The organism is Accumulibacter sp. (assembly GCF_031732815.1).
Taxonomy (GTDB): domain Bacteria; phylum Pseudomonadota; class Gammaproteobacteria; order Burkholderiales; family Rhodocyclaceae; genus Accumulibacter.
This window is the reverse complement of record NZ_JAVMKF010000153.1, coordinates 1-26,385: the sequence shown is the minus strand read 5'-3', so window position 1 is coordinate 26,385 and position 26,385 is coordinate 1. Positions and strand designations below refer to the sequence as shown.

The following is a 26,385-nucleotide window of genomic DNA, read 5'->3' as shown; positions in this document are numbered from 1 at the left end:
GACGCCAGGAGCGACGCTGGCGCGCTGCACGCGCTCGCTGCCGGTGCCCGCTGCGGGCGCGGGCGAGCGCGCGGCTGTGGCCGGCGTGTTCGCCTTGGCGGCCGGCGCGGCAGCCGCGCGCGGACTGCGCGCGAGCTGTCGGGCGACGCGTTCGGCTTCCTGCTCGGACGCGTCGCCGGGAGTACTCATCGCCAGTTTCGCCTGCAGATAGGCTGGTGCCTTGCCCTTCGTCGCATTCGCCGCGGCGGCGCGCCGCAGGCGCGTGTTCTCTTGTGGCTTGCCCGCCGGTGCGCGGGAAAGCGCCGAGCGGCGCGCCTGGGTTACGCTGGCCATGCTTATCCTCCGTTTCCGCGCGCGGCGAGTTGGGCGAGCTGCGGCGGCGGCGTGCGGCCCAGCTTGTGGTATTCGCTGGCCAGCGCAGCGACCAGCAGGACCAGTTCGACCGGCTGCCCGGGCGCGGTTTCGCTGAGCGCTGCCGCGTGCAGTACGGCGTTGCGGATGTGGCCGCCGGGCAGGTCGCTGTAACTGGCGAGCAGCCGACAGTCGTCGTCACTCGGCGAGCGCGCACCGAGGTGCGATCGCCACAGGCGGTAGCGCTCGTCGACGCCGGGTAGCGGGAATTCGATGATCGCGTCGAAGCGCCGGGTGAACGCAGCGTCCAGGCGATTGCGCGCATTCGTCGTCAGGACGACGATTCCCGGATGGCTTTCAATGCGCGTCAGCAGAAAGTTGGTCATCATGTTGGCGTAGCGCTCGCCGGTCTCCTTGCCTTCGCTGCGCCGGCCGAAGAGCGCATCGGCTTCGTCGATCAGGAGAACGACGTCGAGCGCGGCGGCTTCGTCGAGCAGACGGCCGAGGTTCTTCTCGGTTTCGCCAACGTACTTGTTCATCACTGCGGCCAGGTCGACGCGGTAGAGCGGCGCGCCGAGCTGGCTCGCCAGCCGGCACGCAGCGAGCGTCTTGCCTGAGCCGCTTTCGCCGGCAAAGAGCGCGCGTACGCCGGCGGTCGGCGTCGCCAGGCTCGGGCCGAGGCCGGTCCACAGGCGCTCGCGCCGGCGGCAGCGGCAAATCAACTGCGCAAACTGCTGTTCCGTTGCCGGCGGCAGGACGAGCGCGTCGGCGCCGACCTCGCGCGCGAGCGGCTGCGCCAGCAGACGTAGGCGCTCGGCAGCAAAGCCCAGCCGCACCTGGCGCAGATGGCCGAGGTCGGGCGGCGCGTCGTCGCCCGCTGCAGCGCGGCGGATTCGCCCGGCAAGCGCAGCGATCGTCGCGCCGTCGAGCTGCGCGCATTCGGCGAGCGCCGGCGCGGCGTCCTGCCCCAGAGCCTGTTGCCAGGCACGCCGACGTTCGTCCAGGGTGAGCGACGGGATGACGATCTCCAGCGCATCGGCGACGTCCACCGTGCCGTCGACTCCGACAACGATGACGATCGGCGTCAGGCCGAGCGCCGTCGCCGCCGGCGAGAAGCTCTCGCCTGGCCCGAGCGCCAGCGGCAGAACGGGTAGCCAGCCGGCGTAGCGGCAAGCGGCGGCGAGCAGTGGCCGGCTGTTCCACTCGCCCGCGTCGCATTCGACGGCGTGCAGTCCGGCGCCGGCCGCCAGGCGCGCAGCAAGCGCCAGACCGGCGGCGCGCGCGCCGCGCACGACGACGAGCGGCGCTGCGCCCTGGCGCAGGCTGGCGACGATCGCCGGCAGCATCTGCTCGAGTTGCGCCGGCAGGGCAATCGCCGGATCGCTGGCGAGCGAGCGCAACTCGCGCCAGACCTGCCGGTCGCCGCAGCACAGCGCCCACAGGCGCGGGGAAACGTGCAGGCTGGCGAGCGGCAGCGCGTCGTCGCCGGCGATGCGCGCCAGTTGCGCCCGCACCAGCGGATGGTTGGGCCAGCTCAGCGGCGGCAGCGGCAGGGCAAAGAGCGCCTGGCTGAGTTCTGCCAGCAGATGCAGGCTGGGCCGCGTCTCGTCGACTGGCGCCTGCAGTTCGGCAAGCGCCAGGTTGATCAGGTGGCTGGCTTCGGCCTCGCCGGCGAGCGCGAAAGCGAACCACTCGTGCAACTGCAGGCGAAAGTCGTGCAGGATACGGCCGCAGGGACCGGGCATCTGCGGCGCGCGCAGCGCCAGCTCGCGGCAGGCGCCGAGCCAGTCGCCAGGCGCCTGGGCGAGCAGCGAGTAGAGTTCTCCGTCACCGGCCAGACTCTCGAAGACCGCCGACGGCGCGCCCAGGCGCTCGCCGGCGAAACGCGCCAGACCGGCGTAGACGAAAGCGCGGTTGAGCGCCGGCACGGCGACCGCGGCCGGCGTCGCCGGCGCATTCATGGCGGGAAACCGGGCGGCGGCGCGTCGCCGCTGCCGTAGTGGAAGCTGACCACGCGACCCAGCCAGGGCAGCCAGCCGGGGTTGACGTCGAGTCCGGCACGCCGCACCGGCAGGCTGGCGTCGGCCAGGCGGAAATGGACGTCAACGTGGCTGCGCGTGACGACGACGCGCGCCGCGCGCAGGTAGTGTTCGGCAACGCTGAAAAGCGGGCCGTAGCGCGCCATCCCGATCTGCAGCAGAGCGCTTTCGGCGGGCAGCGGCGGCAGCGTGGCGAGTTCACCCGGATCGTCGAGACCGATCTCGGCGGCCAGAAAGCCGGTGAGCGGCGGGTCGGGGACGAGGCCCAGGCAGTAGCCCAGGCGCACCAGCCAGCGCCAGCCGCAGGCGGCGGGCGCGCGCTCGTCAAGGCGGGCCTGGACGGCGGCCAGGGCGAGAAAGTTGAGGAGATAGAAAAGGCCGCCGCATCGGGTCAGGAAGTCGTGTTCGGCGGCAAGCGCCGGCACCGCGGAATCGTCGGCCGCGAGGCGGCGCACAGCATCCGACTCACCTGTGGTTGCCGGCGCTGCGGCGAACGGCGCCGCGGCGCGCGCCGGTGCAGCCGCTGGCCGGCGCGGCGGGTTTTCACTCGTTGCCGGCAGCGCCAGGTCAGTCGCCACGCCGGCTGCGGCGGAAGGCGCCGCGGGCAAGGCCGGCGGTTCGCGCCCGCCTTGCCCGGCGCGCACTGCCGGCTTGCCTGCGCGATGCGCTGCAAAAGCGGCTGCGCCTCGCTCGGGCAGGGCTGTATCGGTCTCGGTCGAGCGAGCGCCGGCGGCGCGCGGCGGCGTTCGGCCAGCTTCGGACAGATCGGCGGCAGCCGTGCCGTGGGCGATCCCGTACGCCAGCGCAGCCAGCAGGCGCGCACCATGCGGTGTGCCGAGCAGCGCCGGAAAGCGTTGCCAGGCGAGGAGCAGCGCCGCCAGTTGCACGACCGCTTCGCCAGCGGCGCGCCCGAACAGGCAATGCCAGGATGCCGGCGCCTGCGCCAGTGCCGCGCGCAGACCCGCGTCCGCGACGAGCCGCTCGGCGGCCGCCGGCGCAGCCGGCAAAGCCCATCCGGCGGCCTGGCCAATCGCGCCGACGATCTGTCCGGCAGCGGCGTTGTCGAGCCGCCGCCAGAAGGCGCCGGCGAACGGCGTGCGCTCGACGCGAGCGAGGATTTCGGCGCTGAGCAGGGGCTCTTCGGCGAGTAGTTCGACAATCGCCGAGCCAGGCGGCAAGCGGGTCAGCCGCTGTTCGCGCCGCCAGAACCAGCGCTCGCCGGCGCGTCCGGCGAGCAGATCGACGAGCAGGCAGGCGCGCTGCGCGGCGCGCGAGGCAAAGTGCACCGCCGCGGCCTGATCGGCCGCCGGCAGCCAGGCGTCGACCGACTGCGCGGCGAGCTGGCGCGTCGCCTCCGCTGCGTGCCAGGCGATCTCCTGCGGCGTGCCGCGCAGACTCAGGTGGCGGATGAAGAGCAGCCGCTCGGCACCGACCTCCGGCCACGATGCACGGTCGAGCGCGGCGAGCAGCGGCGCCCGGCCGCGCGCGACGGCGGCCCGACTGCCGCGCATTTCGACGCGCGCGAGCGTCACCTGGGCGGCCGCCACGCTGTTCCCCTTACGCCTTGCGGGCGCCGGAAACGCGGAACGAGGTGCTCAGGCTGGCGCTGGCGTCGAGCACCTGGGTGATCGAGGCGAGCGTGCCGTTCCCGTCGTGGTCGTCCACGCGCAGCAGGCCGATCACGCGCTGCCGGTCGTCGACCAGTTGCAGCTCGGCACCGGGGGACGGAACGCGGTTGAGCTCGAGGCGCAGCGCCTCGCCGACGCGGAAGCGCCCGGGCAGCGTGCGCAACTGGCCGTGCAGGAGTTCCTCCGGGTCGTCGCCGACCGCGAGCAGCAGGCAGGCGCGCACGAAGTTGCGCATCGCCGTGCGCGCCGCGCCGCCGGCTTCCGCGTGCAGTTGCCGGAACCACCAGGCGACCAGCTCGGCGAGCGTGCGGATGCCGTTGAAATCGGCTGCTTCGGCCAGCGCGATTCCCGGCCACTGCTCGGGCGTGTCGACCGCCAGGCGATCGGCCTCGGCGGCGCGCGCCCAGGCCAGGCGGAGCGACGGACTGATGCTGCGCAAGCGCGCCAGCAGGCAGCCGGCAGCGGCGTCGAGACGCTGGTGCAGCGCGCGCGCCGGCTCGCGCAGCAGGGGAACCGGTCCGGCCAGCAGGTCTTCGAGGGCGAGGATCAGGTGCCCCTGCAGTTGCAGCTCGCGCATCGTCGAAGCGGCGAACGGTCGCCCGGCGAGGTCGCCGAGCAGTGCGCGATTCTGCGCGACGATTCCCTGCAAGGCGCCGGCCGGCACAACGGCGGTTTCGGCCAGGCGCAGCGCGACACGCTGGCGGCGCGCGACGACCATTCTTTCCAGCCGCGTGCGGCTGGGCAAGAGGTGCGAAAGCTCGTGCAGCATCGCCCAGTCGGCCACCGGAATGTCGAGCACGGCTTGCATGAAGGGTTCCAGCTCCTCAGCCAGCGGCGTCGCGCGGTTGGCGCAGCCGGGCACCAGATCGTCGGCGGAAGCGAAGCGCAGCTCGAGCGGATCGGGCAAGGTCTGGGTAAGCGGCGTTTCGCGCTGCTTGACGTAGAACAGACCGACGTTGCTTTCGATCACCCGGCGCCGCTGGCGGTGCGCTTCTTCGACGTTGCGCCAGTGGTCGACGAGCAGACGCTGGGCGACCAGGTAATCGTCGAGGCTTTCGCTGCGCGTCCGCTCGAGCACGCCGAGCCGGCTTTGCTCGCCCGGGATGCGCGCCTCGATTTCGGCCAGGTCGGCCTGCGCGTCGGCAAGCGCCTTCTGTTGCCGGCGGCGGACGTTGATCAGCGCCAGGCGCAGCGCCTCGATACTGCGAATGTCGTCGCTGATCACGGCGCCGGCGCCGAACAGCGCCGAGTGCGTGTTGTGCTCGACCTCGACCAGTTCGACGGCGTTCGGTGCTTCCGGCTTCTCGCGCAGCGGAACGCGGAACTTGCTGCCCAGCGTCGGCAGCGCTTTCTTGAGCAGCGTCGTCGGCGCCCCCTTCTCGATCCCGAGCTGGCTCATCAAGGCGAGATACTCGGCCTCCGGCAGGTGCTTCTTCAGGTAGTCCTCGACGCGCTGGAGGAGCGAGCGCGACTTGCTGCCGACGCCCTCGAGCGCGATCCGGCGCAGCGTCTCGATGCCGACGCGCGCATTCAGGAAATGGTCGCGCACCGGGTCGATGTGGCGCATGACGCCGTAGCTGTCGGCCGCTTTCGAGAAAGTCGGCTGGACGAGCGGCTCGACCGCCGCCGCTGCGACGGGCGTGGGGGCGGTCTGCTTCGCCGTCTCGCCGATCATGCTGTTCATCTGCAACTCGGCGGCCATCGCGGCCGTCTGCAACTGGCTGCCCAGGTTGAGGTTGGTCGCCGACTGGAGCAGCGAGTTGAGCGGTATCTGGGCCATCACTTGCCTCCCGCAGTCGATTGCACGCTGTTCGTCAAATCGGGGGTGAGCGCCCCTGATTGCGCCCAGCGCATCAGCTTGAGACCACTGCCGTCGCCGCTGACGCCACCGGCGAGCGCGCTGAACGACAGGGTCAGCGCGTCGAGTTGCTGGCGCTGCAGGCCGAGGTAATCGCCGACTTCGTTGAGCAGGGCAAAGCTCTCGGCAAGTTCGCCTTCGAGCGCGCTGATCTGCCCTTGCAGGGCGGCGCGCTGATGCAGCAGGCCGTCGCTGCTCAGATCGGGCGCCGGCGGCACGGCCTGCCCGCGATACGGCGCCTGGACGTGCGACAGCCAGGGTTCGGGCAGCGGAAGGTCGTCGTCGGGCAGCGCGCGGCGGCGTTCGGCGACCAGTTGGTCGCGGTAGGCGTCGGGCGCCAGCGGCGCGGCAACGAGCGCCGGCGCCTGCGCGGCACGCAGTGCGTCGGCGCTCAGCCGACCGAAGAGCTGCTGCCACTGGCTGCGCCAGTCGCTCCAGTCGTGCGCGGCCTGGTTATAGCGCAGGAAGAGCTGGCGTTCGAGTTCCAGATCGCGCGGCGGCAGGTCGAGCAGGTCGTGCCGGAATTCGAGGTCGGGAATCGCCAGGAGCAGGCGAATCCGCTCGTGCCGGGCGTGGATCAGGTCGATCGTTCCGCGCGGCAGCTCTTCGGCGATGATTCCCTGCACCGTGCTCGCGGGGACCGGAATCAGGTCGATCCCCAGGTCGCGCGCGGCAAAAACCAGCCGCGGCGGGTTGCCGGCCGGGTCCTGGACGAGGAACTGCGGCAGCGGCCCGGCCGCCGGCAGATAGGGAATGCCGAGCAATTCGGCGAGATCGGGGCGCTGCGTGCTGCTGCCCTCGAGCAGCGCCTGCACGCGCGGGTTGTCGCGCAACAGCCTCTGCCAGACGGTCGCCGTGTGCGCCAGCAGCGTGCGATACGCCGCATCGTCTTCCGCCAGATAGCGCCCGGCGACGGCGTCGATCCACTCCGGCCGGCGGGCGACGACCTTGACCAGTCCCAGCGGAACGGCACCCGCTGTCGCCTCGAAGGGGCTGCGCGTGAGGAACTCGACGCAGACGCGGTTGGCGATTTCGGCCTGGCGCATCGCCAGCCAGCGCGAGTTGACGCTGACCCGCTGCAGGCCGGGGATGATCACCGTTTCCAGGCGGCGATCGCGCAAGGGATCGACTTCGCGCCGGGTTGCCGGCTGCAGTTCGGTCGCCGGATCGATTTCCTGCACGCTGGCGCGCAGGGTCAGGAAGTAGATTCCGTCGAGCAAGGGCGAGTCGGCGTCGCGCTCGGCCTGTTCGGCGAGCGCCGGCCAGTCGGTTTCCAGCGGGTAGAACAGGCGCACGAGCCGGCCGCCGCCGCCGACCGCCTGGCCAGGCTGAACGCGCAGCCGGGTAGCGCTGCCGCCGCCGCTGATCTGCAGTTGCAGGCCGCTGACGATTCCCGCCGGGAGCAGGCGGACGAGCGGCGCGACGCGGTCGTCGACGTAGGCCTGGAGGAGTTCGAATTCGCGCTCGGAGAGCGCCCGCCCGGGAAACAGGTTGAGCTTGCGCGGATCGTCGCGACCCGCTTCGGGGACCTGCAGGTGAATGATTCGCCTCATGCCCGTTCTCCTCTGTCTGCCGACGTTCAGCCGACGAGCTCGCGCCAACGTTTGACCAGATCGGCCGACAGCCCGAAGTTGCCGCCGATTTCGACGAAGACTTCGGGCACACTGAGCTGGTTGGCCACCAGCATTTTGCCCAACTGGCTGCGCAAGTCGGGAAAGCGCTTCGGAACCTCGCCGATTTCCTCGAGCGAGGCCCAAAGAAGCTCGTCGTGCCGACGTTCGACGAGCAGCAGGATCTCGATGACGGCCAGGCGTACCGTCGTCTGGTCGCCGATCCGATCGTCGAGCTTCTCGGCGTTGAGCGCTTTCGCGCCGCGCAGGCGAGCGATCTCGGGCAAGGAAAATTCGGCGCGCAGGTCGACCCGGCGGACGACTTCGGCCTGCGCGCTGGCCAGGCTCTTGCGCGCCGCCTCGAGGTCGGCTTGCGCCTTGTTGGCCAGCGCCGTCTGCGTGTTGAGCTGCGCCTGCAGTTGGTCGATCGTCGCCAGATTCTTCGACAGCGCTTCGTTGGCGCTTTGCGCATCGCGCCGCGCGCTATCGGCGTCGGCCAGCGCCTTGTCGATCTGCACCTTGCTCGCGGCAAGCTGTACGTTGGCCGCATCCAGCTTGGCCTGCAGTTCCTTGATCTCGTTGCGCGCTGCGTGCAGCGCCTCGTCGGAAGCGCCGCCGGCGTTGTCGAGTTCTTCGATCCGTTTGCGCGCGCTGGCCAGTTCGGCGGCGGTTCGTTCCAGCGTCAGACGTGCTTCAGCGAGCAGCGCCTGGCTGCGCTCGGCTTCCTGCACGAGCGTGCCGCGCTGCTCTTCGCTGGCTGCCAGTGCCTGCGTCAGTTGCTCGATCTGCTGGCGCGTCGCTTCATCCAGGCTGTGGTCGTTGCGCGCTTCGTCGAGCTGCTTGCGCAGCAGCGTCAGCTCGTCCTGCAACTCGCTGATCTTGTCGCTCGATGCGGCGAGCGCGGTGGCCAGGATGGCCGCGTTGCGCTCGCCGGAAATCATCGTCGCCAGCCTGGCCTGCGCCTCGGCGAGATCGTTTTCCAGCACCTGCACGCGGGCCAGCGCGTCGCTCAGGCGCGTGTCGCTGCCCAGCGCCAGCGATTCTTCCAGCTTGCCGATGCGGGCGCGCAACTCGGCGTTGGTCTGCGTCAGACGGCCGGCGGCGGCTTCTGCCTCGCCGGTACGTTCGAGCGCGCTGTCGAGCTGTTCTTCGAGTCCTGCCAGGTCGGGCGGCAGCCCCTGTTCCAGCGCGGGCAGCGCGAAGCCGCGCGCCAGGACGACCGCCGAGACGTTCGTTTCGGCGGTGCGCGGCGGGCGGCGGACGAAGAGCACGTCGTTTTCCGGGACGCTTTCCCAAATCTGCTTCCAGACCGCTGCGTCGGTGTCCAGGCGATGCACGCGCGGCGCCGCGAACAGGCGCAGCGCGAGCACGTCGAGGCGCGCAAGCAGACCGGTCTTGCCGGTCGCACCGACGTTCGGGTCGGCTTCGAGCTGGCGCGCGCGCAGCGAGAACGCCTGTTCGTCGAGCGGCACGAGGACCATCAGGTCGATGTCCTGATCGCGTTCGAGGTCGATCGGCGCGAGCAGCGACGAATCAGCAAGCAGGCGCGGCAGGTCGCTGCGCCGCACCGGCGCGATTCCCACGTCGTATTCCTTGGGGAAGAAGGTCTGCGTGCCGGCGACCGGGTCGATCGCTGCCTTGGGCAAGGGGCCGCACGGTGGCAGCAGGCGGAAGTACTGGCTGGCGGCAAAGCCGCCGCGCTGGCCGGCGCTCTGGCGTGCGGCGACGACGTCTTCGAACAGCTCACGGTAGTGCGCCGCGAGGTCAAGCTGCACCGCCTCGCCGGCGAGCGGCGAACGCAAGGGCCGGCGAACGAGTCCGAGATCGAGCCACTGCGGACGCATCTGCTCGATGGCGAGCAGGCCGAGCGCGATCGCGTCGTCGCTCGGCAAGGCCAGGCGGCCGCTCGCCTGCACCAGCTCGCGCGCCAGCGCGGCGCGTACGGCAAGCCCGTTGCCGCGTGGCAGCGGCACGGGAAGCGCTACGAGGACGAGCTCGACGCCTTCCGAGAAGGCGCTGACGCGCCATTGGCGACGACTCGCGAGGTCGGCCGGATACGCCTCGGCGACGCCGCTGATGACTTCCGCATGCTGCAGGGCGACCGCGTAGAGGCCGCGCTCGAAGCGCCGGTAAGCACCCTGATTGAGCGTCGCGATCAGCGCGCTGTTCTGCAGGTCGGCCTGCAGGCTGCGCCCGCTGAGCTGCAGGACGCGCCCGGACGGGGCAATCGCCAGGCCGGGTCCGACGCGCAGCAGGTGGTCGTCGACCAGGCTGAGTTCCAGCCCTTCGGCGATTCCGCTGCCGAAGGACTGACCGAGTTCGAGCAGGCGCTCGTCGAGGTAGATCTGATCGCGCGTCAGGTCGGAGGCCTTGAGCAACTGGCCGTCGAAGTAGTTCGTGCGCGACAGGCGGGGGTCTATGCTGCCCAGCCGGTTGCCGGTCGGACCGCTGGTGCCGCCGGCAAAGGGCTCGAAGTTGATGGTGATCGCCATGATGATGACCTCAATCGCGGAGCAGACGCGCCAGCGTGCTGGCGTTGAACAGGAAAGGCCGGACCAGGTTGTCGATGCTGATCCGGCGCGGATTGACGATCAGGTCGAGCTCGTCGGTAAGCCGCAGCGAGACGCGCGCAAGCAGCGTACGCGCCAGTTCGGCGGCGCTCAGCGTGAAGGATTCGCGCGTGCGCAGCGCCTGGTTGTCGTCGCCGAGCGCGTAGAGCAGACGCGCGCCGAGTTCGAGCTGAGCACGCGTGCCGCCGCTCGCGTCGGCCACCCGCTGTTGCTCGCCGGCGGCGAGCCGATCGGAAATTTCGGCGTAGTCGCGCAGTCCGTTGTGCGCGGCAAAGGGGTGGGCGCGCGACGCCAGGTCGGCCGGCCGCTCGGCGACCAGTTCGTAGAGCACCGCGTCCTGCATGCGGCTGGGCCCGACCGGGTCGGTGCCGGCGTTGATCGCCGTCGCCATCACCGGCTGCAGACCGCTCGGGCAGTCCTGGTAGCGCATCGTCACCTTCAGCCAGAGCAGCTTGTCGGTCTCGTCGTAGCCGTCGCGGATGAGCGCTGCCCAGGCGTCCGCGTCGGCATGGACGGTGGTCAGCCAGGCGCGCAGGTCGATGCAGTAGGGTTCGAAGACGCTGACCTGGCGCCCCAGTCCGTCGACGCCGATTCCCGGGCTGACGATCAGGCGGACCCTGACCTGGCTCGTGTCGTCCCCGGGATCGTCGCCGTCCAGGCTGACGCGCAGGCCGACCACGGTTCCCGCGCCGTGCAGCCAGTAGGCGTGCCGGTTGTGCCGCCGGCGGTGGTAGTCCTGTTCGGCGCGCGTCGCTTCGATGCCGAGCAGCATTCCCGGTTCGAAACTGACGCGGCGCAGCGCGTCGTCGAAATGGCCATCCGCGGCAAGGCTGGAATCGGTGACGGCGTTTTCGTCGGCCTGGCTCATCCCCAGTCTCCTCGAGGGTCGATCGGCGCCATCGGTCGCGCGTTTTCAGGCGACAAGGCTACCGGGTTTTGCAGCAGATCACCCCGGCCAAGCCGGCTTTCGTCCAGGCGGACGCGCGCCGGCGGCGGCTGGGTTTCAAGATAGGTGTCGATGCGCAGCAGCGGCGACAGACCGAGAACGAAGGGATGTTCGCTCGCCACGACGTTCCATTGCACGATCGCCGGCACGAGTTCGGGCAGCACTTCCTCGACCACCGTCTGCAGAGCCCGCGCCGGACCGTGCAGGACGACCGTCAGGCGGCGCGCGTACTCGTCGAAAAAGTGCTCGACCCGCTCGCGTTCGTTGCCTTCGCGCGCCAGCCCGGGGGCGAACAGCGCCAGCACTTCGGTCGCCTGGTCGGCAGAGAGAATCAGCGTTTCGCCGACGATGCTGTTGCCCGACTGCCCGGTACCCAAGGTCAGCGGGTGGCGCGCGTCGTCGAAGGAAACACCGAGCACGGTGGCCAGCGTCCGGCGCAGACGGAAAAGCTCGACCGGAACGACCTGGCCGCGGCCGACAGCGCCGTCGGTGATCAGGTCGAGCGCCTGGCAGAGGCCGGCGAAGCTGCCCTTGTGCGCCTGCAGGCGGCCGAGCGCCGACAGCCAGCGGCGCTGGCGCTGCTCGGACCAGTGTGGGCGTAGCCGCGTGCCGAGCATTTCGGCCAGGCGGGGCAGCCACGCGCGCGGCCCAGCGTGCGGGTAGAGCAGCGTCTCGGCAGCGGCGATGCGATCTTCGAGCGGGGTCAGGACGCCGTAGAAGCAGGCGAGCAGGCGTTCGCGCAGGTCAGCGCCGTTGGCCGGCACCGCTTCAGCCGGCAGGCGGTCAGACGGCGCTTCCTGCTGCTGGAAGTGATCTGGAAGGTAGTGCGTCTGCCACGAGAAGCGCGGGTAGGCGACGCGCAACGCGTAGATCGCCGGGCTGTGCCGGCCGTCGCCGCTCAGCCGCAGGGCAAGCCGCAGGTAGCGCCCGCGCACTTCGCGGACGGCGCCGTTCGGCCGCTGCAGGAGGACTTCGAAGAGACCTGAGCGACCGGCAAGCGGCGCCGCTCGACCGGTCGCGAAGGGCAGTTCGCTCGCCAGCGGCGACCACAGCAGCGCGGGTTGTGCCTCGTAGAGATCGTCTGCGTCGTCGGCCAGCGCGTCCCAGTCGTCCGCCGCGCGCGCGCCGACGTCTATCGTGCAGCCGGGCGGAATGCTCGCTTCCAGATAGACGCGGTCCCAGACCACGCCCGGCGTGCCCGAATCGAGCGCCGGGTGTTCGCCGAGCAGCGCCCGGCCGCTCGGCCGGTAACGCGCCTGCGCCAGCCGGTAGAGGCGATGCACGCCGTCGTCGGCGAGCTGGCGGACGAGATTGTCGCGCTGCCGGACGAAGCGCACGCCGGCCTCGCTGCGCCGCGGCCAGCGCTCCGGCAAGAGGCGGGCAGTCGGCGTGGCGAGCGAGACGACCGGGCAGTCGCGCCGCAGCGAGCGCGCCGCGCCGTTTTCCAGCGGCGGCAGGAGAATGACTCGCTGCCCGCCGAGCGCGGCAAGATCGACCGCCAGCGGCAGTTCTTCGGGCAAGGCATGCTGGGAAAAGGCCGCCGTCGCGCTGGGCGCCAGCGGGCGCGCAAAGACGACTTGCCGCGGCGCTGCGTCGTTGCCCTCGACGGCGAGCGCCAGGATGAAAAGCGACTCGGCGTCGGCGGCAAGCGCCAGCACGCCACGCTGGCCGGGCAGCGTCTGCTGCCAGACGCAGCGCAGCGGGTCGGGCTCGACGACGAGCGGCTCGAAACGATCGGCGCGCGGCGTGTAGGGCTGCAAGAGCGGCGCTCCGGTACACAGCATCAGATCGGTCGCGGCGAGCAGCCAGACCTGATCGGCCGCGTCGACCCAGGCGCGCACGGCGCCGATCGGCGTCGGACAGCGCGCCTGCCAGCGGTGACGCAGATGGACGGCAAGCACGCCATGCACGCTGCCGCCGTCGGTGAACGGCGCGGCGAGCAGACCGCTGCCGCCCAGGTGGAGATCGGTGAAGGTGCAACCGGGCGGGGCATCGACCGCATCGAGCGTGGCACCGGCGAGGTCACCGGCCGCCGGGTCACCCGGCACGCGTGCCGCGCGCACGACGTCCCAGACGGTCGTCGGCCAACCGAGGGCAAACTCGACGCGCCGGCGGTCGGCCGACAGGCGGGCAATCTGCCCGTGGTCGTCGAGCACGTACGGCGTCGCTCCGCGCCAGAGCGCCAGCGCCTCGTCGACCGGCAGGCGCGGCAGGCGCGGCTCACCGGCGGGAGCGAGGGTCAGCGCGCCGGCCTCGGCGTCCCAGACGCATTGCTGGCCGCGCTGATGGAAATCAGCCGCGCCGGTGAGCAGCAGGAAGCGGGTGCCGTTGCTGTCCATGACTCAGCAGACGTCGGGAATGACCGGCACCGGCACGGCGCGGCCGGTCGGCGAGCTGCCGGTGCTGCCGGTGCTGCCGCTGGCCGCACCCGGCAGGACGAGGCTGCCCGGGGCGAAGCCGCGTGGCGGTGCCGGCTGGCCCTCGCCGGCTTGCAAGGCAACCGCCATCAGCTCGGGCAATTGGTAATCGGTGAGCGGCAGCGCCTGCCGGTCGCTGAGTTCCAGCCAGGCGAGCGTCGTCAGATCCTGGTAGAACAGGCGCAAGCCATTGACCGCTTCGACGCCGTCGACGCGCCCGGCCTGCGTGCGCAACTCGTTGATCTCGACGCTTCTCCCGCGCGGCCAGCCGGCGCCGCGCAAACCGTGCGGCGGCAAGGGCCAGAGGTAGGCGACGAGCGCCTGTTCGACGGCGCGAAAGACCTGTTGCTCGCTGCTCGGGTCGATGACTTCGAGCGAGACGGCGAGCGAAATCGGCTGGTACTGCGGGCTGAGCACGTACAGCTCGCTGCCCAGCAGCGTGCGCGCGCTCAAGTACTCGAAGACCTCGCGCAGCGTTCCGGCAGTCGGCCGCGGTGCACCGCCGAGCGCCGGTTCGCCCGGCGGCAGGACGAAGACGCTGACCACGCCGGGCAGATTGCGCCGCACCGAGACGAGATTGGCACCGGGGAAGAAGCCGGCCACCGCGTCGGCGCGCGCCAGCGGGCGCAGCGGGTTGTCGCGCGCCAGCAGGGCGAAATCCTCGGCGGTCACGGCGCGCTCGCGGTGTGCCAGGAAGGCCGGGATGCGGCGCTCGGCCTCGTCTATCGTTTCGCCGTCGACACCGCCACGCGTCGGCCACTCGTGCCGCACCTTCAGCCGATGGCCGTCGATCGCGCGGATGCTGCCGGCCGGCAGGTTGCCCGCGCTGCCGCCACCGAAGCGGTACCAGGCGGCGCGGATGCGCGCACCGACCGGCGGCCGGCGGCCGCGCACACCGTCGCCGAAACGCACGCTGCCGGTCTCGCCGTCGACCGTATAGACCGGACTCTCGGGCCCCTGACCGGCGAGGTGATCGACCTGCTGCCAGGCGACGAAACGCCCGCCCTCCTCGACCTCGACGCGCACCTCGCGGTGGTCGACGCCGGCATCGGGCAGGTGCAAGACCTGCTCGGGGCGGCCGTTACCGGCGCCCAGCATGCGGTCGCGCGCGACGCCCTGGCCAAGGACTTCGACACCATTGACGCCGAGCGTGGCGAACTCGAGCGGGTCGCCATCGCGACTGGAGAGGCGCAACCAGAAGAGCATCTGGCCGGCAACGAGATCGGCCGGCGGTTCGGGAGGCGTTTCGCCGAGACCGGCGTATTGCGGGTCGACCGCCTCGCTGATGCGCAGGAAATCGGCGCTGCGCGGCAGGCGCAGGCGAACCACGCCGGTCTGCCGGCCGCCGCGCGAGGTATCGACGACGTTTTCCAGCGGCAGCCAGGTGACCTCGCCCGGTTTTTCGTCGGGCGCCGGCCACCAGGCGAGGTCCCAGGCGAGGCGGCGCGGCGAGACGCTGGCCGCCAGTTCGCCGTCGATCTCGTCGTTCGGCGCCAGCGCGAGGTTGAGGATCGCTCCGGCGATCTGCCGACGGACGCGTTCGGCGTGCCCGACGAGCGCCCGCGGCAGCGCGCAGGCGAGGTAGAGCGCACCGTCGAGGCTGCCCACGGTGGTCAGCCGGTCGCGCCCGGGGAGCAGGCTGAGCGGCCGGAAAGCGGCCGGCTCGACGCCGTACTGTTCGCGCAACTGGTTGAGCGAGATGCCCTCGGCGGCGAGCGCCGCGGCGTCCAGCGCGTGCTTGACGAGCAGGCGCAGTTCGAGCGGCAGCGGCTGCACTTCGCCGACCGTGGTAAAACTCAGGCGACCCGCCTGCAGCGGCGTTTCGGCATGCACCAGCGGCGGCAGCGCCGAGCCGGCGAGCGGATCGAGACAGACGACGCCGCGCGCCGGGCGCGCCGGGCGCAGCGGAATCTGGAGCAGATTGAGAAAGGCCAGGCGCTGCCGCTCGGGGATGCGATTGGCCCGGTAGATGATGGTTTCGGTCAGCCAGGCGAAAAGGTCGACCAGCGCGTACGCGGGGTCGCCCGGCGCCAGTTGCGTCAGGTCGGGAACGTGCCTTTGCAGGCGTTGCTGCAGTTCGGCGACGAGGTCGTCGAAGCGGCGGTCGTCCAGGTCGGGAATCGGCAGGGGCATGATCGTCGTCCTATGGGCCGAGTTCGATGGCCAGATCGAAAGTGTCCCGGCTGGCGTCCTGGCGCAGCCGGTAGCGGATCGACAGATTGATGTGCGACAGACGCTGCGGGTCGGCAACGACGCGCACTTCCTCGACGCTGACGCGCGGTTCCCAGCGCGCCAGCGCGCGCTGCGCCGCGTCGGCGATCAGCGCGCGGGTCGTCTCGTTGTTCGGATGGTGGATGAAGTCGCGGATTCCGGCGCCGAATTCGGGGCGCATCAGACGCTCGCCGGGACGCGTCAGCAGGATATTGAGCATCACTTCGCGGATGCTCTTGTTGCCGTCCTGCCAGGGCAGACGACCGGCGGCATCGACCCCGTCGAAGAGCGGGAAACTGACGATCGGCGGCTGCGGGGCGGCCATTCTCACTCCTTGAGCAGCTTCCCGCACAGCCGCGGCAAGGCCAGGATGGCCCACGGCAGCCAGCCGAGAAACAGGTTGAGCAGGTTGATCAGGATCATCAGGATGATCATCGCGCAGATCGTGACGACCGGGATGCTCAGGCTGATCATCCAGCACAGGCCGCAGCGATTGCCCGGACCCCCCTCGGCGGGCGGCATTTCGGGTGAAATCTTGAGCAGTTTGTCGGCCAGCGACTTCGGAGCGAGCAGCGCGACGCCGCGCGCCGCGCCGCGCTTGAGGTCGTCCAGGCGGGGCAGAATGATCGCTTGCGGCCGCTGAAAGTCGGGGTCGAGCGGCGACGAAACGCGAAAAGGCAGGCTGGGCGCGCCCCAGGCGATGCGCTCGCAGCCGCACTCGTCGTGCCAGCGAACGAAAGGAACGACGTGAAAGATGTCGTCTTCGCCCTGCGCGAAGCGCGGCACGGCCAGACCGTCTTCGTTGCGTGCCATGGCGCGCCGGCCGCGCGCGGTGATCAGTTGACGCAGCAACGCGGCCTGTTCCTCGCTCAGGTAGAGGTCGATGACGATCGGCGTGGTGAACGGGATTCCGCCTGAGGTTGCCTGGAAAGGCAAGGGGCTGGTCGCCGGCGAAGCGCGGCCGGCGGCGATCGCCGCGTGCCAGTCGAGGATCGCGGCCTCGCTGCCGGTCAGCCAGGTGAGCAGGTCGTGGCCGCGCTCGTTCCAGTTCGGCTCGCCGTAGCGGTCGTAAGGCTGCGGCGGGTGCGCCAGCGGCGCGCCGTAGAAGCTGATCTGGCTGAGCAGCGTGCGCAGCGCTTCGTTGTCCGGATTGCCGGCGTCGGTGACGCGATAGCGCAGGAGAACGCCGATCAGCTCGTGGAATGCGTGCCGGGCGTAGCCGTACAGCACCGGGCGGCTGTCTTCGCGCCGCCAGGCGCGCGCGTCGCGCGTGCCGAATGGCCAGGTCAGTTCCTGCGCCAGCTCGGCTTCGGTCGTCGCCGGAATCGGCACTTCGCCACGCACGCGGTAGCTGCCGCCGAGCGGCAGATATCCCCAGAGCAGCGTCCGGCTGCGCGTGCGCGTCTCGCTTTCCCGGCTGTGCGTGAGCAGCGCGTGCATCGGGTAGGTCTCTTCGCCGCTGTACGGCGGTTCGGGAAAACGCGGCTGGAGCAGGCCGCGCTGCAGGTAACGCCGGTATTCGTCGGGCTCGGCCTCGGCCAGGTCGCTGCCGGCGGTCTGCCAGCCGTTCGCTTCGCCTTCGTGCAGCCGCCAGCGTTCGGCCTGCGCCCCGGGCAGGCCGCGGCGAACGACCAGTCCGGCCGAGCGCACGCGCGCCGGGTCGTACGCCGGCTGGCCGAAAGTGTCGCACGACACTTCGCAGCAGGCGATGTAGAAAGCGCGGTGCATCGGCAGGCGCAGCAAGGGGTAGTCCTTGAAGCGCCCGACGCGGTCGCTCTGATACCAGCCCTGCTCGCGCGTGGCCTGCAGTCGGCCGCTTTGCGCTTCCTGCACGAAGCGCTGCACGAACTGGTCGTCGAGATAGCGGTGCAGCGTCGTTCCCTCGCCCTCGCCGGCAAACCACGGCGCGTGCGGTTTCGGCGCGTGCCCGGCGCGCGCCGGCGCTGGTCGGAGCTTCGTCGCGCTTACCATAGGTTGCCCGCTCCCGGTGTGTAGCTGCTCGAAACGACCGCGTTGCTGATCAGCGTGTCGCACTGGACGACGCCGGAGAACTTGCTCATCCCGGCATCGACCTTGACCATGCTCGCCGAGACATCGACGTTGGCCGCCTGCACGGTCACCTTGGCCGAGGTGCTGATGGTGATTCCGGCGGCGGCCATTTCGATCTTTTCGCCGCCCTTTTCGATGGTGACCGTACCCGCGCCCTGGTCGGTGATCGTCAGGTGATAGCCGGCCGGCGTTTCGATGCGTACGCGTGGCGCCTGATCGTCGAGCAGGAACTTCAGGCCGCCCGGCGTCTGGATCAGGTAACGCTCGTCGACCGGCGCGGCGTCGCTCGCCTGGCTGCTGGCGCCCGCCCACACGGCGCCGATGACCAGCGGCAGGTCGGGGCTGACGAAGGCGACGACGACCTGTTCGTCGATACGCGGCAGCAGACTGACGCCGTAGCCGGAACCGGCGCTGGCGACGATCACTGCCGCCCAGGTTTCCAGGCCGGTTGCCGCCAGGCGCACGCGCAGGCGGCCACGCGAATCGGGGTCGGCGTTGTCGAGCACCGTCGCCAGGTGGAGTTCATGCAGCGCGCCGAGCGTGTGCGAGTTCATCGTTCGTCCTCAGACGGTCCAGTCCGGACGCTGCACGCGCAGGTGTGTGCGCAGTCCGTTCTCGCCGTCGAAGCGGTGCCGGCAGTCGACGACGCGGTAGCGCCCGGCCAGGCGCGGCGATACGTCGGCCAGTTCGACCTCGCGCCCGCTGCGTAGCTCGGGCGTGTCGCGGCAGACGATCTCGCCGTACAGGAAGCGCCGGGCGGCGCGCTGGAAAAGCTTGCGCGCCAGCGCATCGGCTTCGCTCTGGCTGCGCGCGGCGGGATGGGGGAGAGTCGACTCGCTCGTCCAGCCGAGGTTGCCGAGCGCCGCGGCGGCGTTTTGTCCGGCGGGCGCCGGGGTGAGGGCGCTGCTGCTGGCGTCGACCTCGGCCGCGCTGGCCAGGTCGTAACCGCTGACGGCAACGCTCGTCGGCTGCCGGTTGAGGTCGGCGACGATGCGGATGCGTTCGGCCTTGTCGCCCGGGCGCAGGCTGACCGGATGCGCGTCGGCTTCTTCGTCGCGTGCGCGCAGGCGGCCGTCGTGCAGGCGCAGGCCAATGTCGAGCGGCGCCAGTTGGCGGAGCAGGAAAGCCAGGTCGCTCTCGTTGTTCTGCAGCCAGGTGGCGGTGGCCGAAGACGCCTGTACGTCGGCCCACAGCCCGGCGTCGGCGGCAATCGCGCGAATGACATCGTCCAGGCTCTGGTTTTCGTAGGCGCGATTGCCGCGCCGGCGAGCCAGCTTGTGCAGCGCGTCCTCGGCGAGCAGCACGAGCTGCGGCGCACCGTCGCCGTAACGCTCTTCGATCGCCGTGATCTCACCAGTGAAAGCGGCCGTCGTTGCCGCTTCGCCAAGCAGGACGTCGAGGCGCTGGCCAAGCCGGATGTCCTGAAAGACGAAGTCCGGCTGACCACCGGCGCCGCTCCAGTTGAGCAGACGCAGTTCGGCGCTGGCCATGCCGCTGCGCGGCAGGCGCAGTTCGAGCGCGAGCGCCGCTTCGCCGAGGTTGGCGCGGTCCTGACCGTCGACGCGCAGACGCGGACGGGCGCTGAGCAGCGCTGCGCTGGGGCTAGTCGACGGCAAGGCGTTCCTCCCGTTCGCGCGCCAGGGCGAGCAGTTCGAGCGTTGCCGCCGCGCCGGCGCTTGCCGCCGGCTGCACCTCGCCGCCGCCATCGGTGGTTTCGGGGGTGATTTCGGCGGTCAGTTCTTCGATCACGACGGGCATCGCTCGCCTCCTCAGCCAAACAGACTACGCGGTACGAGAACCCCGCCGTCGGGCGTGAAGCGCGGGTTCTCGAGCTGGTTGAGATCGGCCACGCTGCGCCACTGGCGCGGGTTGCCGCCGGCCGCCTGCGTCGCCTGCGCCGCGCTCTGTCCACCACCGCCGGCGGCGAAGCTCGGCTGCTGGCGCGCCGCCGCCTGTACGCTCTCGTCCAGGTCGAACTGGTAGCGATCCTCCTTGAAGGTGAGCGCCAGCGTGGCGCGCAGCGGAATTCCCTCGGGCGCGAAGAAGTCGAGCGTCTCGCCATACGAAGCGAGCATTCCGGTGAACATGAAGCTGCCCCACTGGAAGCGGCAGCGCTGCGGCGCGCGCGGGCGCGCCGAATCCGGGTCGAGCGGCTTCATGAACGCCTCGGCGATCTTCCCGGTGAGTTTGCGCACGTCCGAGTTGGCGGGCGCGCCGGGTTGCTCGCAGGTGGTGTCGAAAACGAGTTCGACGGCCAGGCTGGACTCGCTCTTGTCGACGTACTGCGCGGCCGGACGGCGACCACCGCTGCCGCCGGCGCTGTTCGCGTGCAGCGTGTTGGCCAGCGTCAGACGCAAGGTCGCCGGGTTGAACTGGACGGCGATGTGCTTCGTTTCGTCGCTTTCGACCTGGTCGCCGTTCATCGGAATCAGGCGGGCGTGGGCAATCTGTGGGCCGGCCATGTCAGCTTCTCCGTTCGAGCACGAAGCCTTCGTGCACCAGATGCAGTTCTTCGATCGCCACCTGCGTCGCCGTCGCCGAGAGGTCGGGTCCCTTGAATTTGGTCGGCAGGACCTGGTACAGCCACCACTTGAAGTCAGGTGTTTCGTCGAAAGCGCGCGAGGGGTGGAAGACCTCGATCAGCCCGGTGTAGCGCACGCCGTAGTTGGCTTGCCGGGTGAGCGCGTCGAACCAGGTCCACAGGTCGCCGACCTCGGTGAAGCCGCGCTTGAGGATGACCGGCGCGAAGTTGGTTGGCCCGGAAAGCTGCACGTCGCCCCAGTTGCGGCCGCCTTCCTTGAGCGTCTTGACGGTCGTCGTCGCTTCCAGGCCGGTCACTTCGCTGAACGATCCGCGACAGACGAGCTGGCTGCCGGCTTCGTCGGCGTAGAAAGCGACGCGGAAGCGGAAGGGGATGAATTCGCTGGCGACCGAATCAGCCATCGACGGCCTCCAGCAGGCTGCGCACGCTCGCCGTGTGGCGATCCTGCAGGAAAGTGATGCGGATCAGGTCGAGCGGGTAGGCGGGGGCGATTTCCAGGTCGAAAATCAGCGTGCTCTCGCCGTCGCTGCGTTGCGCCAGGCGGTAGGCGTCTTCCGGGCGCGCGCCGCGCAAGGCCCCCAGGGCGTGCAGGCGGTTGAAGAAGGCGCGCAGCGCGAGTTCCGGGCGCGCATCGTGCCGATCGGCGGAAAAGACCAGGCGCTCGCCCAGGCTGCGCAGCTCGCGCTGCAGCCAGCCGATGAAGCGCATGACTTCGGCCGAGCGCCAGTGCTCGCGCCGGCGCTCGGCGCTGTTCATCCGGCGCAGCGCAACGAGCGGCAGACAGGGCATGCACAGGCGTTCGTCATCGACGTAGTTCCCCCCATTACGGCGCAGGAGAACGGTGACGCCGGGCGACTCGCGCAGGCGCGTCGCTTCGTTCTGACTGAGCACCGGCCAGGGCAGCGAACGCCCGGGCAGCCGGCGTTCGCCGATCGAACGCCAGGCGCCATGCTGCTGTGCGACAAGCGCCTGCATGCCGGCGATCAGGCCGCTCGGCGAGGCGAGCGGGCGGCCGGGCGCGCGCAGATAGGGGTAAAGCAGTTGCAGGTGGCGCAGCGCGCCGGCCGACTCGCTGCCGGCCAGCCCTTCGTCGATCGGGCGCGCAACCAGCTCGCCGACGTAGGCGAGGAATTCCGGCGCCGGTACCGGCAGTTCGCCGGCCGGCGGCAGCGCGAGCGGCACGCCGAGCAGGCAGAGCATGTCCGGGCGCAGTCGGGCAAGCGTGCGCGCCAGCGGCGCGACGATGGCGGCCGCCGGCAACGGTTGGGACGGCTGGGCAAGCACCATTTCGTCGGCGTTGCGGCGCTCGCGGTGTTCGTCGTCGAAGTCGACACCACAGGGCAGGAAGCCCGGCAACGGATTGTCCAGACGCAGGCGCGGCACGTCGGGCAGGTTTGCCGGTACCTGCAGACGTTCCAGGTCGGGCAGGGCAAGCAGCCCGGCACGGCGCGGCAGGAGGGCGCGCTCGAAGGCACCCAGGCGCTCCGGCTCGCTCAGGTCGGCGGCGCCGGTGGGCAGGAAAGCGGCCGCCCCTTCGTCCTCGGGAACGCGGATGACCCAGAGCTTGAGCTGCTCGCGGCCGAGCGAGGTGCTCGCTTCGAAGAAGTCCTGCAGCGCGATCGGCAGCCAGGCGCGGTCGCCGGCGAGAACGCTGACGTAGTCGGTCGGCGTGTCGAAAGCGAAGGGGAAGAGGACGCGGAACTGGCTGAGCGAAACGACCGGCAGCGGCAGGCGGTAGAGGGCACGCAGCGCGTCGTCGCCAGGCTCGGCGGCGCCGGCCGGGTTGGCGAGCATTTCCTGCAGGCGGCGCGCGGCGCGGTGGAAGCCGAGTTCGGCAAGCTCGCCGAGCACCGCCGGATCGCCGGCGACGCGCTGCCATTGGGCGCCGCGCGCCGGGTCGGCGGGCGGGCCGGGACAGTGGCCGAGCATGACGACCTCGAGCACCGGCGGCGCGGGTGGCGCCGGCCGGGCGTCGAGCTCGATGCGGCGATCGGCGAGGAGCACGCGCTTACTCCTGTTCCAGCGTCTCCACCGAGAGGACGAGTTCCTCGATCGCCACGTCGCCGCCGCCTTTCGCGGTCAGCGTCGGACCGGTCCACTTGATCGGCATCGCGCCGCGCAGTTTCCAACTGACCACCGTATCGGCACGGTCTTCCGAGAGCAGCTTGATCACGATGTTGCGCTTGGCCTCGCGCAGACGGCCGCTGCGGCTCGCTTCCAGCCACTCGTAGAGGTTCTGCGCGCCGATCACGCCGCGCTTGAGCGTCACGTCGCCGGCCTTGTGGATGCCGGGAACCTTCTGCACGTAATTGACGGCGTGATTGCCGGCACGGTATTCGGCGACGGTGACCTCCGCATTGAGGCCGGATACCTCGGAAAAACCGGCCAGCACTTCGGTGCCCTGGCCGGGTTCGAGGTCGACCAGAAAGTTGAAGGCGGAATAGGGGGTTTCACGGAACAGGGCCATGGCTCAGGTCTCCAGGGAATCAGGCGTCGGCCGTTTTCTGACCGATGCGGAAAATCACGAACTCGGCGGGGCGCAGCGGCGCGACGCCGACGACGCAGACCAGACGGCCGTTGTCGAGGTCGTTCTGGGTCATCGTCGAGCGATCGCAGCGGACGAAATAAGCGTCCTTCGGTGCCCCACCGAGCAGCCGGCCGTTTTTCCATTCGTTGAACAGGAAATCGGCGACCGTGCTGCGAATGTTCGCCCACAGCGCTTCGCCGTTCGGCTCGAAGACTGCCCACTGGGTCGATTTCTCGATCGAGCGTTCGAGATAGAGGAAATAGCGCCGAACGTTCAGATACTTCCATTCCGGGTCGCTGGACAGCGTCCGCCCACCCCAGACGCGGTGCCCACGCCCGGCGAAGGAACGCAGGCAGTTGATGCCGTTCGGGTTGAGGAGTTCCTGCTGGAACTGATTGATGTTCTGCTCGAAGCGCAGCGCGCCGAGGACGACTTCGTTCGCCGGTGCCTTGTGTACGCCGCGATCGACGTCGGTACGCGCGTAGACGCCGGCCATGAAGCCGGCGGGCGGAACGGTGATTTCGCGCCGCTGGCCGGTCGGGTCGCTGATCACCACCCAGGGATGATAGAGCGCCAGACGGCTGTCGTCGAAATCGTTGCGGAAGCTGCGCACCTCGCCCAGACTCATTCCCTCGCGGCTGTCGACGATGCCGACGCGATAGCGCATGCGTCGGCAGTGCTTGAGCATTTCCATCAGCACGGCGCTGTGCGTGTCGGCGTGCGCGGCTGCCGCCGGCAGCATGACGATCGACACGTCTTCGACCGCTTCGAGCGCGGCGAGCCCGGTGCTGCCCTTGATTTCGTCGGTTTCACCGGCGTAATCGATCGCCGCCGGGACGCCGCCGTCGCTGCCGCCAGCCAGCGTGATCAGGTAGCGCGGGTCCTGCAGGCTGTTGGCGCCAGGCGAGAGCGCCGCACCGTCGAACAGCGAGTAGAGCGCGGCGAGCACGTTGGCACCGGTGATGCCGGCCTTCAGCGTGCACGCGATCGGCGAAATCAGCGCTTCCTGTTTGCGCTGCGGCGTCTGCGGCAGGACGCTGGGCAGGCTGCGCGCGCCGTCGGGCGAAGTACTCAGGTTGCCATAAACGTAGATCACCTCGCCTTGCGCACCGCCGTTACGCACTTCGAGGTCGAAGTTGCGCAGCGCGACGATCGCCGACGCGGCGTCGGGGACGCTGGCCAGCGCGGCCAGCGGCAAGCTCAGATCGGCCGCGACGCCCGGGTTGAGGTGCGCGTCGGCCTTGATCGTCAGCACCTCGCCGGCGGCGTCGAGCGTGCCGCGCAGGACGAGCAGGTTGCCCCAGTGGTCGCCTTTCGTGAAGGCCGACAGATCGGCCGGTTTTTTCAGCGTGAGGACCGCTGCGGTGCCGTTGCTCAGGCCGCCGGAGGTCGGCTGGCGGGCGTAGAAGCGCGTCAGCCGGGCGCCGGCCGGCAGTTTGCTGGGGTCGAGCACGGTGATCTGGTTGGCGCCGACGGCTGCCGGATTGGCCGGGTCGGCACGCGAGGTGATCAGCGCGCGCGCGCCATCGATGCGCAGATTGCTGCCATCGAGACGGACGATCGCCTGCAGATCGACCGGGAAGCGGTCAGCGGCGATCGCGCCAGTGACCTTGGCCGCTTCCGCGACGCCGTTCGCCTCCAGAAAGTAGAGCTTGTCGGCGGCAGCGACCTTCGGCTGTTCGCTCTTCAGCAGGTTCTCGCCGTCGCGCCAGACGACTTCCAGCGTGTATTTGCCCTGCGCGCCCGGGAAACGTGCCTTGAAAGTGACGTTACCGGCAGCGTCGGCGACGCTGGCGCTGCTCGCCGAAGCGCCGCTGCCGTCGGTATTCGATCCGTTGACGCCCTGCACGACGCGCACGACGAAGAGCTGCTTGCCACCGTTGTCGAAAAAGGCACGTGCCGCGTGCGAGGTGAAATTGAGTTCGGGGTTGCCGGCCAGCGTGAGATCGGATGCGTCGCCGAAGACCCGCTCGAACTCGGCAAAGCTGGTCAGGGCTTCCGGCGTACCGCGCAGCGGCCCGCTGCGCGTCGGGCCGACGAGCGCCGCGACGCTCGTGCCGACGCCCTCGATGGATTTCTGGCGAAAGCTCGTCTCCTCGATGAAGACGCCTGGCGCGAGATACTCTGGCATGTTCGATCTCCTTCCTGGTTAATTCGGTTGCAGAAGCAACAAGGCTTGCCCGGGGCTGGTGACCCGGCTGACTGAACCCGGCGTGACGGCGAATGACAAGCTGTCGGAAAACTGGACGACGTGCGCCGCGTCTTCGCCCACCGCCACCTGATGCGCCACCAGCTTGCCCGGATCGAAAGGCTGCTCGGCAACGGCAAGCGGCGAGGCGGCGATGCGCAGCGTCGCCGGATACGTCTTGACCAGCGCATCGACGCCGAGCGCCGGCAAACGGTCGAGCGGCAGGATGAATTCGCCGTTGGCGTCGGCCTGCGCGGTGAACTCGAGCGCCGCTCCGAGCGGCGGGGTGACGCGCACGACGACGAGCGACCACGCGGCGGCCCGGCCGGCCAGGCGGATGCGTCCGAACACGCCGCCGGCGCGGCCGTAGCGCGCGGCCAGCGGCGAGCGGTAGAGGCCGATGCGATGGCCGATGACGGCACCGCAATCGACGCTGAAAAGGCGCGGCAGGTAAGCGCCGGAAGGATCGCTGATTTCGCCTTCCAGCGCGTAGGCGGCTTGCGCCGGCGGCTGCAGGTCGGCCTCGCGCGCCACGCCGGCGAGGACGCCGGACAGGGTGGGTGGGCGCTTGCGCCAGAGCGCGGTCGCCGTCGTCTTGTGCACGAGCTGCAGGTCGCGCGGCGCGCGCGTCAGCGCAATGCGCAGCCGCTCCGGCGCGATGCGGCGCAAGGCGCTTCCCGCGCAGCCGGACGCTTCGTACCATTCGATGTAGTCGCTGCCGTGCGCGAAGACCGTTTCGAGGATCATGCCTCGCCCTCCACACGCGCCGCGTGCGTCGTCCCGGCCGGATAGACGAGCGTGCGCACCAGCGGCGCCTCGGCCGGCTCTTCGTCGGGGGCCAGACGAAGCGTCTTGATCAGATACGGACTCGACAGCCGGTAATCGCCCGGCAGGCTGTCCCACAGGCGCATCAGGTCCTCGGTGCTCATCTCCTCGGGCAGGACCTGCACCGCTTCGTGCTCGTCCCAGCCGCTGTCGGCGCTTCCCAGGTGCGAGACGTCGAGCGTCAGCGCGCTGCCGATGATCTGCATCGCCGCCGCCAGATAGCCGACTTCGCTGTCGTTCTTCGTGCTCCAGCCGATGAGCAGGACGTGCAGGTTGACCGGGAGTTCCGGGCGCCGCTGGCGGCGGTTTTCGGCCGGCGCCAGGTAGCGGTTGCGGGCGAAGGGGTCGACCGCGATGCGGTGCAGGTAGATGCCGAGGTTCTCGCCGGCAGGCGCCGTCGCCAGCGCCTGCGAGCCAAGGATGAGCGCTTTCGGGTTGCCGCCGGTGAGCGCCGGCAGACGCAGATCGAGGCGATCCTTCAAGGCCTGCAGCACGCCGAGGACGGCCCGGTGAGTCGCCATCAGGCGTTCCCCGCGCCGGCAGCGGCCAACCCATCGGTCGCCGCACGCAGGCCGGACCGGGCAAACGCCGAGCCGTCCGCCGAATCCGCCGGCCGCGGCCGCG

General features: G+C 70.3%; 20 protein-coding genes and 1 pseudogene. All 21 read right to left on the bottom strand.

Annotation, left to right across the window (positions count from 1 at the left end):
- Window positions 1-333, bottom strand: a pseudogene (locus RKP46_RS10460) (hypothetical protein); the annotation flags it as partial.
- A gap of 2 nt (window positions 334-335) precedes the next feature.
- Window positions 336-2,312, bottom strand: a complete 1,977-nt coding sequence (locus RKP46_RS10455; protein ID WP_311106589.1) for an ATP-binding protein — start codon at window positions 2,310-2,312, stop codon at window positions 336-338.
- Window positions 2,309-3,937 carry a hypothetical protein gene (locus tag RKP46_RS10450; protein WP_311106588.1) on the bottom strand — a complete coding sequence of 543 codons (1,629 nt, stop codon included), beginning with the start codon at window positions 3,935-3,937 and terminating at the stop codon, window positions 2,309-2,311. Before RKP46_RS10450 ends, RKP46_RS10455 begins: the two co-directional genes overlap by 4 nt.
- A gap of 10 nt (window positions 3,938-3,947) precedes the next feature.
- A complete protein-coding gene (locus RKP46_RS10445; protein ID WP_311106587.1) occupies window positions 3,948-5,798 on the bottom strand; it encodes a hypothetical protein in 1,851 nt (616 codons plus the stop codon).
- Window positions 5,798-7,429 carry a hypothetical protein gene (locus RKP46_RS10440; RefSeq protein ID WP_311106586.1) on the bottom strand — a complete coding sequence of 544 codons (1,632 nt, stop codon included), beginning with the start codon at window positions 7,427-7,429 and terminating at the stop codon, window positions 5,798-5,800. The genes RKP46_RS10445 and RKP46_RS10440 overlap by 1 nt, the downstream gene beginning before the upstream one ends.
- A 26-nt stretch (window positions 7,430-7,455) precedes the next feature.
- Complete coding sequence (locus tag RKP46_RS10435; RefSeq protein ID WP_311106585.1) at window positions 7,456-9,978, bottom strand: methyltransferase type 11; 2,523 nt, start codon at window positions 9,976-9,978, stop codon at window positions 7,456-7,458.
- A 10-nt stretch (window positions 9,979-9,988) separates the two neighbouring features.
- A complete protein-coding gene (locus tag RKP46_RS10430) occupies window positions 9,989-10,924 on the bottom strand; it encodes a hypothetical protein (protein WP_311106584.1) in 936 nt (311 codons plus the stop codon).
- Complete coding sequence (locus RKP46_RS10425) at window positions 10,921-13,341, bottom strand: hypothetical protein (protein WP_311106583.1); 2,421 nt, start codon at window positions 13,339-13,341, stop codon at window positions 10,921-10,923. The genes RKP46_RS10430 and RKP46_RS10425 overlap by 4 nt, the downstream gene beginning before the upstream one ends.
- Window positions 13,342-13,344: 3 nt before the next feature.
- Window positions 13,345-15,552 (bottom strand): putative baseplate assembly protein, encoded by a 2,208-nt coding sequence (locus tag RKP46_RS10420; RefSeq protein ID WP_311106582.1) that lies wholly within the window; start codon window positions 15,550-15,552, stop codon window positions 13,345-13,347.
- Between the two features lie 10 nt (window positions 15,553-15,562).
- Window positions 15,563-15,955: a GPW/gp25 family protein gene (locus RKP46_RS10415; protein ID WP_300333008.1), complete on the bottom strand. Its 393-nt coding sequence runs from the start codon at window positions 15,953-15,955 to the stop codon at window positions 15,563-15,565.
- Between the two features lie 2 nt (window positions 15,956-15,957).
- The gene (locus tag RKP46_RS10410) at window positions 15,958-17,601 is read right to left on the bottom strand and encodes a hypothetical protein (protein WP_311106581.1); all 1,644 of its coding nucleotides are present in this window, start codon (window positions 17,599-17,601) and stop codon (window positions 15,958-15,960) included.
- Complete coding sequence (locus RKP46_RS10405) at window positions 17,595-18,233, bottom strand: phage baseplate assembly protein V (RefSeq protein ID WP_300333005.1); 639 nt, start codon at window positions 18,231-18,233, stop codon at window positions 17,595-17,597. The genes RKP46_RS10410 and RKP46_RS10405 overlap by 7 nt, the downstream gene beginning before the upstream one ends.
- 9 nt (window positions 18,234-18,242) lie before the next feature.
- Window positions 18,243-19,295: a phage late control D family protein gene (locus RKP46_RS10400; RefSeq protein WP_311106580.1), complete on the bottom strand. Its 1,053-nt coding sequence runs from the start codon at window positions 19,293-19,295 to the stop codon at window positions 18,243-18,245.
- Window positions 19,282-19,437 (bottom strand): hypothetical protein, encoded by a 156-nt coding sequence (locus RKP46_RS10395; RefSeq protein ID WP_300333001.1) that lies wholly within the window; start codon window positions 19,435-19,437, stop codon window positions 19,282-19,284. Before RKP46_RS10395 ends, RKP46_RS10400 begins: the two co-directional genes overlap by 14 nt.
- A gap of 11 nt (window positions 19,438-19,448) precedes the next feature.
- Complete coding sequence (locus RKP46_RS10390) at window positions 19,449-20,141, bottom strand: hypothetical protein (protein WP_311106579.1); 693 nt, start codon at window positions 20,139-20,141, stop codon at window positions 19,449-19,451.
- A 1-nt stretch (window position 20,142) separates the two neighbouring features.
- Complete coding sequence (locus tag RKP46_RS10385; RefSeq protein ID WP_311098283.1) at window positions 20,143-20,622, bottom strand: phage tail protein; 480 nt, start codon at window positions 20,620-20,622, stop codon at window positions 20,143-20,145.
- Window positions 20,615-22,225: a hypothetical protein gene (locus RKP46_RS10380; RefSeq protein WP_311106578.1), complete on the bottom strand. Its 1,611-nt coding sequence runs from the start codon at window positions 22,223-22,225 to the stop codon at window positions 20,615-20,617. The genes RKP46_RS10385 and RKP46_RS10380 overlap by 8 nt, the downstream gene beginning before the upstream one ends.
- A 4-nt stretch (window positions 22,226-22,229) precedes the next feature.
- Complete coding sequence (locus tag RKP46_RS10375; protein WP_300332990.1) at window positions 22,230-22,688, bottom strand: phage tail protein; 459 nt, start codon at window positions 22,686-22,688, stop codon at window positions 22,230-22,232.
- A gap of 19 nt (window positions 22,689-22,707) precedes the next feature.
- A complete protein-coding gene (locus RKP46_RS10370) occupies window positions 22,708-24,879 on the bottom strand; it encodes a phage tail sheath subtilisin-like domain-containing protein (protein ID WP_311106577.1) in 2,172 nt (723 codons plus the stop codon).
- Between the two features lie 18 nt (window positions 24,880-24,897).
- Complete coding sequence (locus tag RKP46_RS10365; RefSeq protein WP_311106576.1) at window positions 24,898-25,683, bottom strand: hypothetical protein; 786 nt, start codon at window positions 25,681-25,683, stop codon at window positions 24,898-24,900.
- Window positions 25,680-26,282 carry a DUF4255 domain-containing protein gene (locus RKP46_RS10360; RefSeq protein WP_311106575.1) on the bottom strand — a complete coding sequence of 201 codons (603 nt, stop codon included), beginning with the start codon at window positions 26,280-26,282 and terminating at the stop codon, window positions 25,680-25,682. The genes RKP46_RS10365 and RKP46_RS10360 overlap by 4 nt, the downstream gene beginning before the upstream one ends.
- Window positions 26,283-26,385: the final 103 nt, after the last annotated feature.

Coding starts and splice junctions, on each gene's coding strand:
- RKP46_RS10455 (WP_311106589.1), bottom strand. CDS start 2,312: ATGAATGCGCCGGCGACGCCGGCCGCGGTCGCCGTGCCGGCGCTCAAC.
- RKP46_RS10445 (WP_311106587.1), bottom strand. CDS start 5,798: ATGGCCCAGATACCGCTCAACTCGCTGCTCCAGTCGGCGACCAACCTC.
- RKP46_RS10440 (WP_311106586.1), bottom strand. CDS start 7,429: ATGAGGCGAATCATTCACCTGCAGGTCCCCGAAGCGGGTCGCGACGAT.
- RKP46_RS10435 (WP_311106585.1), bottom strand. CDS start 9,978: ATGGCGATCACCATCAACTTCGAGCCCTTTGCCGGCGGCACCAGCGGT.
- RKP46_RS10430 (WP_311106584.1), bottom strand. CDS start 10,924: ATGAGCCAGGCCGACGAAAACGCCGTCACCGATTCCAGCCTTGCCGCG.
- RKP46_RS10425 (WP_311106583.1), bottom strand. CDS start 13,341: ATGGACAGCAACGGCACCCGCTTCCTGCTGCTCACCGGCGCGGCTGAT.
- RKP46_RS10420 (WP_311106582.1), bottom strand. CDS start 15,552: ATGCCCCTGCCGATTCCCGACCTGGACGACCGCCGCTTCGACGACCTC.
- RKP46_RS10415 (WP_300333008.1), bottom strand. CDS start 15,955: ATGGCCGCCCCGCAGCCGCCGATCGTCAGTTTCCCGCTCTTCGACGGG.
- RKP46_RS10410 (WP_311106581.1), bottom strand. CDS start 17,601: ATGGTAAGCGCGACGAAGCTCCGACCAGCGCCGGCGCGCGCCGGGCAC.
- RKP46_RS10405 (WP_300333005.1), bottom strand. CDS start 18,233: ATGAACTCGCACACGCTCGGCGCGCTGCATGAACTCCACCTGGCGACG.
- RKP46_RS10395 (WP_300333001.1), bottom strand. CDS start 19,437: ATGCCCGTCGTGATCGAAGAACTGACCGCCGAAATCACCCCCGAAACC.
- RKP46_RS10390 (WP_311106579.1), bottom strand. CDS start 20,141: ATGGCCGGCCCACAGATTGCCCACGCCCGCCTGATTCCGATGAACGGC.
- RKP46_RS10385 (WP_311098283.1), bottom strand. CDS start 20,622: ATGGCTGATTCGGTCGCCAGCGAATTCATCCCCTTCCGCTTCCGCGTC.
- RKP46_RS10375 (WP_300332990.1), bottom strand. CDS start 22,688: ATGGCCCTGTTCCGTGAAACCCCCTATTCCGCCTTCAACTTTCTGGTC.
- RKP46_RS10370 (WP_311106577.1), bottom strand. CDS start 24,879: ATGCCAGAGTATCTCGCGCCAGGCGTCTTCATCGAGGAGACGAGCTTT.
- RKP46_RS10365 (WP_311106576.1), bottom strand. CDS start 25,683: ATGATCCTCGAAACGGTCTTCGCGCACGGCAGCGACTACATCGAATGG.
- RKP46_RS10360 (WP_311106575.1), bottom strand. CDS start 26,282: ATGGCGACTCACCGGGCCGTCCTCGGCGTGCTGCAGGCCTTGAAGGAT.